The sequence below is a fragment of the Mycolicibacterium chitae genome (genome assembly GCF_900637205.1).
GTDB classification, from domain to species: domain Bacteria; phylum Actinomycetota; class Actinomycetes; order Mycobacteriales; family Mycobacteriaceae; genus Mycobacterium; species Mycobacterium chitae.
Window position 1 is genome coordinate 3460365 of the sequence record NZ_LR134355.1, and the last position, 13243, is coordinate 3473607.

The 13243-nt window shown below is 67.7% G+C and carries 11 protein-coding genes; 10 read left to right on the plus strand and 1 reads right to left on the minus strand.

What is annotated here, in order from left to right:
* The first annotated feature begins 4 nt into the window (after positions 1-4).
* Genes nuoH through nuoN form a run of 10 tightly spaced genes read left to right on the plus strand, consistent with a single transcriptional unit; the run spans position 5 to position 11502 of the window.
* A complete protein-coding gene (gene nuoH, locus EL338_RS16500) occupies positions 5-1168 on the plus strand; it encodes an NADH-quinone oxidoreductase subunit NuoH (protein WP_435404937.1) in 1164 nt (387 codons plus the stop codon).
* Between the two features lie 43 nt (positions 1169-1211).
* On the plus strand, positions 1212-1688 hold the full coding sequence (nuoI, locus tag EL338_RS16505; protein ID WP_235666538.1) for an NADH-quinone oxidoreductase subunit NuoI: 477 nt from the start codon (positions 1212-1214) through the stop codon (positions 1686-1688).
* Positions 1685-2401, plus strand: coding sequence for an NADH-quinone oxidoreductase subunit J (locus EL338_RS16510; RefSeq protein WP_126334734.1), 717 nt, complete (start codon positions 1685-1687; stop codon positions 2399-2401). Before nuoI ends, EL338_RS16510 begins: the two co-directional genes overlap by 4 nt.
* Positions 2388-2687 (plus strand): NADH-quinone oxidoreductase subunit NuoK, encoded by a 300-nt coding sequence (gene nuoK / locus EL338_RS16515; RefSeq protein WP_126334735.1) that lies wholly within the window; start codon positions 2388-2390, stop codon positions 2685-2687. The genes EL338_RS16510 and nuoK overlap by 14 nt, the downstream gene beginning before the upstream one ends.
* 39 nt (positions 2688-2726) lie before the next feature.
* Positions 2727-5069: a nitric-oxide reductase large subunit gene (locus EL338_RS16520; protein WP_126334736.1), complete on the plus strand. Its 2343-nt coding sequence runs from the start codon at positions 2727-2729 to the stop codon at positions 5067-5069.
* Positions 5066-5695, plus strand: coding sequence for a hypothetical protein (locus EL338_RS16525; RefSeq protein WP_126334737.1), 630 nt, complete (start codon positions 5066-5068; stop codon positions 5693-5695). The genes EL338_RS16520 and EL338_RS16525 overlap by 4 nt, the downstream gene beginning before the upstream one ends.
* Positions 5692-6456 carry a slipin family protein gene (locus EL338_RS16530; RefSeq protein WP_126334738.1) on the plus strand — a complete coding sequence of 255 codons (765 nt, stop codon included), beginning with the start codon at positions 5692-5694 and terminating at the stop codon, positions 6454-6456. Before EL338_RS16525 ends, EL338_RS16530 begins: the two co-directional genes overlap by 4 nt.
* Positions 6453-8345, plus strand: coding sequence for an NADH-quinone oxidoreductase subunit L (nuoL, locus tag EL338_RS16535; RefSeq protein ID WP_126334739.1), 1893 nt, complete (start codon positions 6453-6455; stop codon positions 8343-8345). Before EL338_RS16530 ends, nuoL begins: the two co-directional genes overlap by 4 nt.
* Complete coding sequence (locus tag EL338_RS16540) at positions 8342-9919, plus strand: NADH-quinone oxidoreductase subunit M (RefSeq protein ID WP_126334740.1); 1578 nt, start codon at positions 8342-8344, stop codon at positions 9917-9919. The genes nuoL and EL338_RS16540 overlap by 4 nt, the downstream gene beginning before the upstream one ends.
* The gene (gene nuoN / locus EL338_RS16545) at positions 9916-11502 is read left to right on the plus strand and encodes an NADH-quinone oxidoreductase subunit NuoN (protein ID WP_126334741.1); all 1587 of its coding nucleotides are present in this window, start codon (positions 9916-9918) and stop codon (positions 11500-11502) included. The genes EL338_RS16540 and nuoN overlap by 4 nt, the downstream gene beginning before the upstream one ends.
* 255 nt (positions 11503-11757) lie before the next feature.
* Here nuoN and EL338_RS16550 read toward each other — a convergent pair whose 3' ends face one another.
* Entirely contained in the window at positions 11758-13176 is a 1419-nt protein-coding gene (locus EL338_RS16550) for an IS110 family RNA-guided transposase (RefSeq protein ID WP_126334583.1), read from the minus strand.
* Positions 13177-13243 lie beyond the last annotated feature (67 nt).

Genomic DNA, 13243 nt, shown 5'->3' on the forward strand with positions numbered 1-13243 from the left:
GGCCGTGGCGATCTTCGCCTTCCTCGTCCTGACCGTGCTGGTCGCCATCCTGGCGGAACGAAAGGTATTGGGCCGCATGCAGATGCGGCACGGCCCGAACCGGGTCGGGCCGTGGGGACTGCTGCAGTCGTTGGCCGACGGGGTGAAGCTGGCGCTCAAGGAGGGATTCATCCCGGCCGGCGCGGACAAGCCGATCTACCTGATGGCCCCCGTGATCGCCGTGATCCCGGCCATCCTGGCATTCGCGGTGATCCCGATGGGACCGGTGGTCTCCGTCTTCGGGCACCAGACGCCGCTGCAACTCACCGACTTTCCGGTGGCAGTGCTCTACGTGCTGGCCGTCACCTCGATCGGGGTGTACGGGATCGTGTTGGCGGGGTGGTCGTCGGGGTCCACCTACCCCCTGCTCGGCGGACTGCGCTCGTCGGCGCAGGTCATCTCCTACGAGATCGCGATGGGGCTGTCGTTCGTCGCGGTGTTCATCTACGCGGGCACCATGTCGACCTCCGGCATCGTCGCCGCCCAGGAACACACCTGGTTCATCTTTCTGCTGCTGCCGTCGTTCGCGGTCTACCTGGTGGCCATGGTCGGCGAGACCAACCGGGCACCGTTCGACCTGCCCGAGGCCGAGGGCGAGTTGGTCGGCGGATTCCACACCGAGTACTCATCGCTGAAGTTCGCGATGTTCATGCTGGCCGAGTACGTCAACATGACCACGGTCTCGGCGCTGGCCGCCACGATGTTCCTCGGCGGCTGGCGCGCGCCCTGGCCGATCAGTCTGATCGACGGCGCCAATACCGGGTGGTGGCCGCTGATCTGGTTCGCGGCCAAGGTGTGGGGCTTCCTGTTCTTCTACATCTGGTTGCGGGCGACCCTGCCGCGGCTGCGCTACGACCAGTTCATGGTGTTGGGCTGGAAGGTGATGATTCCGCTGTCGCTGGCGTGGATCCTGACGGTCGCGACCGCCAAGACGCTGCGCAACGACGGGGCCGGCCCCTGGGTGACCGTCGTGCTCTACGTCGGCTTCACCGTGCTCGTCGGCGTGCTGCTGGCGGTCTGGAACCGTCGGCGCCGGCCCCGGGACGCGGTCCCGCGCCTGCCCGACAGCCCGGACAGTTCGCACTTCCCCGTCCCGCCGATCCCCAGCAAGGAGGAGGTTCGTGGCTAAATTGCTCGACGCGCTCGCCGGTTTCGGGGTGACGTTCTCGACCATGTTCAAGAAGCCGACCACCGAGCAGTATCCCGATGAGAAGATTCCTACCCAGCCCCGCTATCACGGGCGCCACCAGTTGAACCGGTACGCCGACGGGCTGGAGAAGTGCATCGGTTGCGAGCTGTGCGCGTGGGCGTGCCCCGCCGATGCCATCTATGTCGAGGGCGCCGACAACACCGAGGCCCAACGGTTCTCGCCCGGTGAGCGCTACGGGCGGGTCTACCAGATCAACTACCTGCGGTGCATCGGCTGCGGGCTGTGCATCGAGGCGTGCCCCACCCGGGCGCTGACCATGACCAACGACTACGAGATGGCCGACGACAACCGGTCGGATCTGATCTACGGCAAGGACAAGCTGCTCGCGCCGCTGGAACCCGGCATGTCCGCTCCCCCGCACGCCATGGCCGAGGGGGCCACCGACGACGACTACTACCTGGGCAACGTCCTGGGCGAGATCCAGGGCAACGTGACATGACCGCCGAAGCCGTCGCGTTCTGGGTGCTGGCCACGATCGCGGTGGTCGGCGCCCTGGGCGTGGTCTCCGCACCCAAAGCGGTCTACTCGGCGATCTTCCTGGCCACCACCATGATCAGCCTGGCGGCGCTCTACGTCGCGCAAGGCGCCCTGTTCCTGGGTGTGGTGCAAGTGGTGGTCTACACCGGCGCCGTGATGATGCTGTTCCTGTTCGTGGTGATGCTGATCGGCGTGGATTCCGTGGAGTCGTTGGTGGAAACCATTCGCGGGCAACGGATTGCCGCGGCGGTCGCGGGCCTGGGCTTCGGCGTCCTGCTGATCGCCGGCCTCGGTACCGTGTCGGCGACGGGATGGACTCCCGCCGTCGGCCCCGACCCCGCCTACAACGTCGAAGATCTGGCAACGCTCCTCTTCACGCGCTACCTGTGGGCCTTCGAGCTGACCGGCGTGCTGCTCATCATCGCCTCGCTGGGCGCCATGGTGCTGGCGCACCGGGAGCGCCTGGGGCGGCGCAAGACTCAGCGGGAGTTGTCCCAGGAACGCTTCCGTGGCCACGGCCACCCCACGACGCTGCCGAGTTCCGGGGTGTACGCCCGGCACAACGCGGTCGACATCCCCGCGCTGCTGCCCGACGGATCGCCGGCCGACATCTCGGTGAGCGATGTGCTGGCACCCCGCGGATTCGAGCACCGAGGTGTTGATGAATCCCGATAGCTACCTCTACCTCTCGGCGCTGCTGTTCACCATCGGCGCCGCCGGAGTGCTGTTGCGCCGCAACGCGATCATCATGTTCATGTGCGTCGAACTGATGCTCAACGCCTGCAACCTCGCATTCGTCAGCTTCTCCCGCATGCACGGCCAACTCGACGGGCAGGTGGTCGCGTTCTTCACCATGGTGGTCGCCGCCTGCGAGGTGGTGGTGGGCCTGGCGATCATCATGGCCATCTACCGGTCCCGCCGGTCGGCGAACGTCGATGAGGTGAATCTGCTCAAGCATTAGCTCTTTGCAGTTCAAGGCACCCTAGGAGGTTTGGCGGCTATGGCGATCAACACTTCTCGCGATCCTCAACGCCCGTCGCCGGATCCACACGACTCACCGATCGGCAAGACCTGGGTGCAGGGTGTGGCCCTGGTGATGATCTTCGGGTTCTTCGTCATGGGGATCCTGGCCTACCGCACCTACACGGCCTCGATGCCGATGCCCCAGCAGGTGGTCGACGAGACCGGCGCGGTGCTGTTCACCGGCGAGGACATCACCCGCGGCCAGGAACTGTTCCAGGCCCGCGGGTTGATGCAGTACGGATCGGTGCACGGCCACGGCGCCTACCTCGGACCCGATTACACCGCCGACTACCTGCGACGGGCCACCGAGGACGTCACCGCGCAGTTCGAGGAGGCCGGCGTCGCGCAGGTGCACGACCGGGTGGTCAGCGAGTTCCGGACCAACCGCTTCGACGAGGCCACCGACACCCTGGTGTTCACCGAGGCGCAGGCCGCCGCCTTCGATCGCCTGCGCGAGCACTACGCGGCGCACTTCGGCCCCGACGCGCGCAGCATCGGGTTGTCCCCCAACCTGATCACCGAGGCCGCCGACATCGACGACCTGACGGCGTTCTTCGCCTGGAGCGCGTGGGCGTCGGCGGCCGAACGGCCGGGATTCAACTACACCTACACCAACAACTGGCCGGCCGAACCGCGGGTGAACAACGGCCCCACCGCCGATCTGGTGGTCTGGTCGACACTTTCGTTGGTCGCGTTGCTGGGCGGCACCGGGATCCTGTTCGCCGTCTACGGGCGCTGGAGCCAGAAGATCGGCTGGCACGCCACCGACGCGCCCGCCATCTCCTACAAGCAGCCCGGCGAGGTGCGGTTGACCAGCTCGCAGCGCGCCACGGTGTGGTTCTTCGCGATCATCTCCCTGCTGTTCCTGGTCCAGGCCCTGCTCGGCGCGCTGACCGAGCACTACCGCGCCGACCTGAGCTCGTTCTTCGGCCTGGATCTGTCCAGCCTGCTGCCCTACAACCTGGCCCGGACCTGGCATGTGCAACTGGCGCTGCTGTGGCCGGCGGCGGCCTTCCTGGCCGCGGGGATCTTCCTGACGCCGTTCATCACCCGGCGCGAACCGAAGCGGCAGCACTGGTTGACCTACGGCCTGCTCGGTGCGGTCACCGTCGTGGTGGTGGGGTCGCTGATCAGCGAGGCGCTGTCGATCTTCGGCATCATCCCCGAGGGCACCCTGCTCTCCCAGCAGTGGGAGTACCTGGACCTCCCCCGGATCTGGCAGATCCTGCTGATCATCGGGCTGTTCCTGTGGATCGCGATCATCTTCCGCGGCCTGCGGGCCAGCCTGAAGACCGCACCGAAGACCAGCATGCCGTGGATGTTCTTCTTCGCCGGTCTGGCGATCCCCGCGTTCTACGCCGTCGGGCTGCTGGCCGGCAGCGACACCCACTTCACCATCGCCGACTTCTGGCGGTTCTGGGTGGTGCACCTGTGGGTCGAGGACTTCCTCGAGCTGTTCACCACGGTGATGGTCGCCTACATCTTCGTGCTGCTGGGTGTGGTGCGGCAGCGGATCGCGCTGGGCATCATCTTCCTCGACATCATCCTGTACTCGGCGGGCGGGGTGATCGGCACCATGCACCACCTGTACTTCTCCGGAACCCCGGTGGAGCACATGGCGTTGGGCGCGTTCTTCTCCGCAGCCGAGGTGATCCCGCTGACCTTCCTGACCGTCGAGGCGTGGACCTTCCTGCAGCTCGGTTCGCGGCAGCAGACCGGCGACACCAAGCCCTTCCCGCACCGGTGGGCGGTGATGTTCCTGGTCGCGGTCGGTTTCTGGAACTTCCTGGGCGCCGGGGTGTTCGGCTTCCTGATCAACCTGCCGATCGTGTCGTACTACCAGATCGGCACCGCGCTGACCGCCAATCACGCGCACGGGGCGATGATGGGCGTGTACGGCATGCTGGCCATGGGCGTGGCGATGTTCGCCTACCGCTACATCATCCCCGCGGACAAGTGGCCGGAAAAGCTTGCGCGGCTGAGCTTCTGGTCGCTGAACATCGGCCTGGCCTGGATGGTGTTCGCCACGCTGCTGCCGCTCGGTGTGCTGCAGCTCTACGCCTCGGTCAACGACGGCTACTTCGAGGCCCGCTCGCTGGGCTACATCACCCAGCCCGGCAACGTGGTGCTCGAGTGGATGCGGATGCCCGGCGACATCGTCTTCATCGGCGGCGGCATCCTGCCCTTCATCTGGATGTCCTGGATCGCCGTCCGGAGCTTCTGGCAGAGCCGGACGGCCGAGCCCGTCGAGGAACTGCCCGACGATCCGCTCTACGTCGAGCTGCCCCAGGGCGCGGCGGACGGGGACGGCCGGCCGTGACTCCTCCCGACATCGACACCTGGCTGTTCGCAGCGTACGCGCTGCTGCTGGCCATGGTGGCGTGGGGTTTCGACGCGATGGCCAAACGCGCCTCGCACCGCGCCGCGGCCTGGCGCACCGGCGATTTCGTCTACCACCCCGACCACGACGCCTGGAAATGCCCGGAGGACCAATGGCTGTGGCCCACGTCGTTCGACCCGAACAACCGGGTGATGCGCTACCGCGCCAAACCCACCATCTGTAACCACTGCCCGGTCAAGCACGACTGCACCACCTCGTCGCACGGCCGCGAGATCAGCCGCCAGGTCGATCCGTGGCCGTTCTCGGAGGCCGGCCGGTTCCACCGCGGGATCGCCTGCGCCGTGGCCGGTTTGGCGATCCTGATGCCGCTGGCCCAGGCCGTCGCCAAGCAGAGTCCGGCCGACGTGTTGGTGTCGCTGATCGCCGCGCTCACCGTGGCGCTGATCTGCGCGCCGCTGTTCAAGCACCTGTGGACCAACAAGGTGGAGCCCCCCGCACATCTGCCGCATCGGACCGCCCAGGAGGAGTCGGTGGCCGCCGCCATCGACAAGTACTCCACGAGGTGGGGCGTGGGATCGGCGAGAAAGGATAGTGACAGTCGATGACCTGGATCATTCCCGTTGTCGCCGTTGTCCTGATCATCGTTGTCCTGCTCGTCCTGTCGCTGAAGGTGCTGCCCGAGTACGAGCGCGGGGTGGTGTTTCGCGCCGGCCGGCTCCGACCGCTGTACGGCCCCGGGGTCAAGCTGCTGATCCCCGTGCTCGACCGGTTGGTGCGGGTCGATCAGCGGGTGGTCACGCTGACCATTCCGCCGCAGGAGGTGATCACCAAGGACAACGTGCCGGCCCGGGTGAACGCGGTGGTGATGTTCAAGGTGACCGATCCGGTGAACGCCATTGTGGCGGTGGAGAACTTCTCCGTGGCGACCTCGCAGATCGCGCAGACCACGCTGCGCTCCCTGCTGGGGCGGGCCGACCTGGACACGCTGCTGGCCCACCGTGACGATCTGAACCAGGACCTGCGCACCATCATCGAGAAGCAGACCCAGGACTGGGGTGTGGAGGTCACGGTGGTCGAGATCAAGGACGTCGAGATCCCGGAATCCATGCAGCGCGCGATGGCCCGCGAGGCCGAGGCCGAGCGGGAGCGCCGCGCCAAGATCATCAACGCGCACGGCGAACTGCAGGCCTCCGAGGAGCTGCGGCAGGCCGCCGAGACGCTGTCGAAGAGCCCGGCCTCGCTGCAGCTGCGCTACCTGCAGACGCTGCTCGAGCTGGGCGCCGACCAGAACTCCACGGTGGTCTTCCCGCTGCCGGTCGACATCATCACGCCGTTCCTCTCCGCCGTGCGGGAGGGGCCGCGATGACGACCATGCTGTGGCCGCTGATCGCGCTGCCCCTGGCCGGGGCCGCGGTGCTGCTGCTCGGTGGGCGACGGACCAACGGCTGGGGCCACCTGTTGGGGTGCGCCACGGTGGCGGCCTCGTTCGCCTGGGCCGCGGTGCTTTTCGCGGATCTGCTGGGGCGCGACGCCGCCGGCCGGGTCATCGGCGAGCGCCTGTTCTCCTGGGTCCCGGTCGCCGGGCTGCGGGTGGACTTCGGGCTGCAACTCGACGCCCTGAGCGTGTGTTTCGTGCTGCTGATCACCGGGGTCGGCGCGCTCATCCACGTCTATTCGATCGGCTACATGGCCGGCGACCCGGGCCGGCGGCGGTTTTTCGCCTACCTGAACCTGTTCGTCGCCGCGATGCTGCTGCTGGTGCTGGCCGACAACTACCTGGGTCTCTACGTCGGCTGGGAGGGCGTGGGCCTGGCGTCCTATCTGCTGATCGGGTTCTGGTCGCACAAGCCGAGCGCGGCGACGGCGGCCAAGAAGGCGTTCGTCGTCAACCGGGTCGGCGACATCGGCCTGGCGATCGCCATGATGGTGATGTTCGCCCAATTCGGAACCCTGTCCTACGCCGGGGTTTTCGCCGGGACTCCGGGCGCGTCCACCGGGGCGCTGACCGCGATCGGCCTGCTGCTGCTGCTCGCGGCGTGCGGCAAGAGCGCCCAGGTGCCGCTGCAGTCCTGGCTCGGCGACGCGATGGAGGGCCCCACGCCGGTCTCGGCGCTCATCCACGCGGCCACCATGGTGACCGCCGGGGTGTACCTGATCGTGCGCTCGGGCCCGGTGTTCAACCTGGCGCCGGACGCGCAAACCGCGGTGGTGACGGTCGGCGCGGTCACGTTACTGTTCGGCGCCATCATCGGGTGCGCCAAGGACGACATCAAGAAGGCGCTGGCGGCCTCGACGATGAGCCAGATCGGGTACATGGTGCTGGCCGCCGGCCTGGGACCGGTGGGCTACGCGATCGCGATCATGCACCTGCTGACCCACGGCTTCTTCAAGGCCGGGCTGTTCCTCGGGGCCGGATCGGTGATGCACGGCATGAACGACGAGACCGACATCCGGCGCTACGGCGGCCTGCGCGCCCTGATGCCGATCACCTTCGTCACCTTCGGGCTGGGGTACCTCGCCATCATCGGTGTGCCGCCGTTCGCCGGCTTCTTCTCCAAGGACGCCATCATCGAAACCGCGTTCGCGGCAGGCGGTCTACGCGGCTGGCTGCTGGGCGGGGCTGCGCTGCTGGGCGCCGGCATCACCGCGTTCTACATGACCCGCGTGATGATCCTGACGTTCTTCGGACCGCGTCGCTGGTCACCGGAGGCCCACCCGCACGAATCCCCACCGAGCATGACCCTGCCGATGGTGGTGCTGGCCGTCGGTTCCGTCGGCGCCGGCGCCCTGCTGGCCCTCGGCGGCCGGCTGGTCGATTGGCTCGAACCCGTCGTCAACCCCGACGGCGCGCACGCCCACCACGTGGTGCCGGTGTGGGTGATGTCGGCGATCACGCTGTCGGTGGTGCTCATCGGTGTCGCCGTCGCCTACCGGGCCTACGCGCGGCGCCCGGTGCCGCAGACCGCGCCGACCGACGTGTCGGCGCTGACCCGCGCGGCGCGCCGCGATCTGTACGGCGACGCGTTCAACGAGGCGGTGTTCATGCGGCCCGGTCAGGAGCTCACCAAGGAACTCGTGCGCATCGACGACCACGCCATCGAGGGGGTGGGCGCCGGGTTGGCGACGCTGGTGAGTCGCTGCTCGGAGGCGTTGCGTCGCCTGCAGACCGGCTTCGCGCGCTCGTATGCCCTGACCATCCTCGCCGGCGCCGGCCTGATGGTGGCCGCGGTCCTGCTGACGGGAGTGTGGCGGTGAACGACTTCCCGATCCTGACCGTGCTGTGGGCCGTGCCGCTGGTCGGCGCCGCGCTGATCATCGTGTTGCCCGCGCGGTTGCAGCGGTTCGCCAAGCTGGCCGGGGTGGCGGTGTCGCTGGCGGTGCTGGCGATCGCGGTGCTGCTGGTCGTGCGGTTCGACCCGGCCGGCGCGCAGTATCAGTTCGTCGAGGAGATGGCGTGGATCCCGTCGTTCGGCACCGGCTACCTGCTGGGCCTGGACGGCATCGCCCTGGCCCTGGTGGTGCTGACGGCGGTCCTGGTGCCGCTGCTGCTGCTGGCCGGCTGGACCGACGCCGATGACGTCGCGGGGCACAAGCCGCTGCTGTCCGGGCGCGCGCCGCACGCCTACGTGGCCCTGACGCTGGCCGTCGAGGGCATGGTGCTGATCGCCCTGAGCGCGTTGGACGTGCTGCTGTTCTACGTGTTCTTCGAGGCGATGCTGATTCCGCTGTACTTCCTCATCGGCGGGTTCGGCGGCGCGGGCCGGTCGCGGGCCGCGGTGAAGTTCCTGCTGTACAACCTGTTCGGCGGGCTGGTGATGCTCGCGGCCATCATCGGGCTGTACGTGGTGACCGCCGACAGCGACGCCTTCGACGGCGGCACGTTCGACTTCCGCGCCATCGTGGCCGCGGTGTCGGCCGGCGAGTTGGCCGTCAACCCCGCGGTCATGCACGCGATCTTCCTCGGGTTCATGCTGGCGTTCGCCATCAAGGCCCCGCTGTGGCCGTTCCACCGCTGGCTGCCCGACGCCGCGGTGGAGTCCAAACCGGCCACCGCGGTGCTGATGATGGCCGTGGTCGACAAGGTCGGCACGTTCGGCATGCTGCGGTACTGCGTGCAACTGTTCCCGGACTCGGCCTCGCTGTTCGGCCCGGCGGTCATGGTGCTGGCCGTCATCAGCATCGTCTACGGGGCCGTGCTGGCGTTCGGGCAGACCGACTTCATGCGGCTGATCGCCTACACCTCGATCTCGCACTTCGGTTTCATCATCCTGGGTATCTTCGTGATGACCAGCCAGGGCCAGTCCGGCTCGACGCTCTACATGATCAACCACGGCCTGTCCACCGCCGCGCTGTTCCTGATCGCCGGATTCCTGGTGTCGCGCAGGGGTTCCCGGACCATCGCCGACTACGGCGGGGTGCAGACCGTGGCGCCGGTGCTGGCGGGGACGTTCCTGGTCGCCGGCCTGGCCACCCTGTCGCTGCCCGGGCTGGCACCGTTCATCAGTGAGTTCCTGGTCCTCATCGGCACCTTCACCCGGTATCCGGTGCTCGCCGTCGTCGCGTCCTCGGCGCTGGTGCTCTCGGCGATCTACGTGCTGTGGATGTACCAGCGGATGATGACCGGCCCGGTGGCCGACGGCAGCGAGAAGGTCCGCGACCTGGTGCCGCGCGAGTTGGCGGTGGTCGCGCCGTTGATCGCGCTGCTGTTGGTGCTGGGCATCTATCCCAAACCCGCGCTGGATGTCATCAATCCGGCCGTCGAGCACACGCTGACCACCATCGGTCACACCGACCCGGCCCCGGTGGTCGCGGAAGGAGCCGCGGAATGACCGCCCTGCTTGCTGTGGACGTGCCGTCCGTCGAGTACGCCCAGCTCTCCCCGATGCTGATCGTGGTCGGCGTCGCCGTGGCCGGTGTGCTGGTCGAGGCGTTCTTCCCCCGCAATCTGCGGTACGGCACCCAGCTGGTGTTGAGTCTCGGCGGGCTGGCCGCCGCGCTGGTCGCCGTGGTGCTGCTGCTGCGCGATCTCGGTGGCGGGCCGGGTAACTCGGCGATGATGGGTTCGGTGGCCATCGACGCGCCCGCCCTGTTCCTGCAGGCGACGGTGCTGGTGATCGCCGTGTTGGGCATCCTGTTGATCGCCGAACGTCATCTGCCGGCCGAAAATGGCGGCGGGACGGGCGGTTTGGACGGGTTCACGCCGCAGGCCGCGGCGGTGCCGGGCAGCGTCGCGGAGAAGGAGGCCACCCGCGTCGGCGTCATGCAGACCGAGGTCTTCCCCATGACGATGTTCGCGGTCACCGGGATGCTGCTGTTCGGGGCCGCCGACGACCTGCTGACGATGTTCATCGCGCTGGAGGTGCTCTCGCTGCCGCTGTATCTGCTGTGCGGGCTGGCCCGGCACCGGCGGCTGCTCTCCCAGGAAGCCGCGCTGAAATACTTCCTGCTGGGCGCGTTCTCGTCGGCGTTCTTCCTCTACGGCGTCGCGTTGTTGTACGGCTACAGCGGCACGTTCGAGCTGACCGGCATCGCCGAGGCCGTCGCCGAACCCGTCGGGCGGTCCTCGACGATGGCGCTGATCGGGCTGGTGCTGGTGGCCGTGGGGCTGCTGTTCAAGGTGGGGGCGGTGCCGTTCCACTCCTGGATCCCGGACGTGTACCAGGGCGCGCCCACGCCGATCACCGCATTCATGGCCGCGGCCACCAAGGTCGCCGCCTTCGGCGCCATGCTGCGGGTGTTCTACGTCGCGGTGCCCGGCCTGCAGGCGGGCTGGCGACCGATGATGTGGGCGGTGGCCATCGCGACCATGGTGATCGGCACGGTCGTCGCGGTGCGGCAGACCGACGTCAAACGGCTGCTGGCCTATTCGGCGATCTCGCACGCGGGCTTCATCCTGACCGGCGTCATCGCGCTCACCGACAGCGGCGTCTCGAGCACGCTGTTCTACCTGTTCGCCTACGGGTTCTCCACGCTCGGGGCGTTCGCCGTGGTGGGCCTGGTCCGCGACCCCACCGGCGCCGAGGACACCGACATGGCCCGCTGGGCCGGGCTGGGCCGACGTTATCCCGTGGTGGGCGTGGTGTTTTCGCTGTTCCTGCTGGCCTTCGCCGGGATCCCCCTGACCAGCGGCTTCGTCAGCAAGTTCGCGGTGTTCAAAGCCGCCGGCGAGGGCGGGGCCATGCCGCTGGTGGTCGTCGGCGTCATCGCCAGCGCCATCGCCGCCTACTTCTACGTCCGCGTCATCGTGTGGATGTTCTTCACCGACCCACCCCCGGACGCCCCCGTGGTCGTCGCCCCCAGTTGGGCCGGCAAGGCGACGGTGGCGGTGACCGCGGTGGTGACGTTGGCGCTGGGTGCGCTGCCGCAGCCGCTGCTGGATCTGGCGAACAGTTCGACCCAGTTCCTGCGCTGACGTCGGCCCCATGCGTCGCCGAAGCAGCAGTTTCCTCCGCGACACCAACGTAAGAGGATTTAGTCAAGGGGTTGGGGGCCGACCCGTTCCCTGCGTCTCAACGTAGTTCGTCAAACGGGGTGGTCCCCGACAGCGTGCAATCGAGTTCGTTGAGGGACGGGTGGGCCTGCTCAGGGTGTCGCTCGAGGTGGTCCTCTACGCCGCGTGGAGCTTGGCCCAACCTGCTCTTCAGGTGGATTGTGTGTAGAGGTTGTTTCAAGCTGCAGGAGATATTTCGCTGACGCCGGCCATCACAGGATCCCAGCTGACGCGCTGGGTGGTGATGACGTGCAACCAGCGCAGCAATGCTGCAGCGATCGCCGCCCTGGCCTGTCCATCCGATAATGGGTTGTCCGCTCGGGTGGTCAGGTATCGGTAACGGGAAGCCATTACCGGATTACTGGGCAACGCCCCCCAGACCGCGCGCCACGCTGCCAGGCGTAGCCGAGGCCGACCGCGACCGGAGATCCTGGACCGGCCGGTAGCCGTGCCGCTGCTGTTGTCCCGGGGACAGAGTCCGGCGTGTTTGGCCAGTGCGCGGGGGGTGTCGAAGCGGGTGGGGTCGCCGGTCTCGGCCAGGATCGCTGCCGCGCCTATGGCCGAGACGCCGGGAATGCTGGTGACCAGGGCGGTGAGTTCTAGCTGGTCGAGGATGTCGACCATGCAACCCTCCACCTGAGCCAGTCGGGCCTTAGTCGAGTGCCAATCGGCCAGTACCCACCCCGCACGTTCCAACGCCCCACGACGTTGGGTAATCACCCCGGCCGGATCGGTGAGCGAAGCGAAGACCGCGCCGACGATGCGCCGCCACAGCCGCTGGCCACCCCAACAGGGCAGCTCGCGGCGCACCGCAGCCTGGAACCGCACCAGGCCCAGCCGGGCCAGTCGTGTCGGGTCACCATCACAGCGCTTCAGCACTACCGCCAGCGCGGCACACCAGTTGGTGGAGTCAAACGGCGACCCCGCCGCACCCAACACCGCAGGCCACGCGCACTCCAGCAGATCCCGCAGCTGCTGCACGCACGCAGTCGCCTCGACGATCAGCTGTTCCCGGCGGGCACCGAGCTGACGCAACCGCGCCCAGGTCTCATCGGCACGCTCAGGGGCATAGCAGCGCAACTGTCCGACGAGGCGGGCGATCAACACCGCGTCCTTGTCGTCGCTCTTGTCGCGGGTGTAATCCTCGGCCTCACGGGCCCGCCCCACCAGCAACGGCTGCACACACACCAAGGCCATGTCCTGTTGGGCAGCAAGCTGATCCAGCACCCGCCACCGATGACCAGTCGGCTCACACCCGACCGTCACATCGATGTAACCGTGCTCACGGGCTACGTGACGAGCCCACGCCAGAACCGGAGTCAGATTCCAGGCCTTGGCCCGCACCCGGCGCCGAGCCAATACCTGCGAATCGTGATCAGTGACCACCACGGCCTGCTTCTCGTCAGCCAGATCGATCCCCACGATCGCGTTGCATAACGGAACCAACCCGCGCATCTGAGCCAACCGCGCATTACGACGCTTGTCACCTCGCGACAAGCTACTACCCTGAGTCATGACGTCCTCCTTGATGTTTTGGGATTCCAAGCCCGTTAACGACATCAGGAGGACGTCTTTTTCATCAGCGTTCTTCGACATAGCGCTCTTACTACGCCGCTATGGCGTATGAGGACGCACAGTCACGGTGACCGCCCGCCCCGCCTGG

Bases quoted from the DNA above. Each gene is read 5' to 3' on its own strand.
- nuoK (WP_126334735.1), top strand. From the start codon at position 2,388: ATGAATCCCGATAGCTACCTCTACCTCTCGGCGCTGCTGTTCACCATC.
- EL338_RS16550 (WP_126334583.1), bottom strand. From the start codon at position 13,176: ATGTCGAAGAACGCTGATGAAAAAGACGTCCTCCTGATGTCGTTAACG.
- EL338_RS16520 (WP_126334736.1), top strand. From the start codon at position 2,727: ATGGCGATCAACACTTCTCGCGATCCTCAACGCCCGTCGCCGGATCCA.
- nuoI (WP_235666538.1), top strand. From the start codon at position 1,212: ATGTTCAAGAAGCCGACCACCGAGCAGTATCCCGATGAGAAGATTCCT.
- nuoL (WP_126334739.1), top strand. From the start codon at position 6,453: ATGACGACCATGCTGTGGCCGCTGATCGCGCTGCCCCTGGCCGGGGCC.
- nuoN (WP_126334741.1), top strand. From the start codon at position 9,916: ATGACCGCCCTGCTTGCTGTGGACGTGCCGTCCGTCGAGTACGCCCAG.
- EL338_RS16510 (WP_126334734.1), top strand. From the start codon at position 1,685: ATGACCGCCGAAGCCGTCGCGTTCTGGGTGCTGGCCACGATCGCGGTG.
- EL338_RS16530 (WP_126334738.1), top strand. From the start codon at position 5,692: ATGACCTGGATCATTCCCGTTGTCGCCGTTGTCCTGATCATCGTTGTC.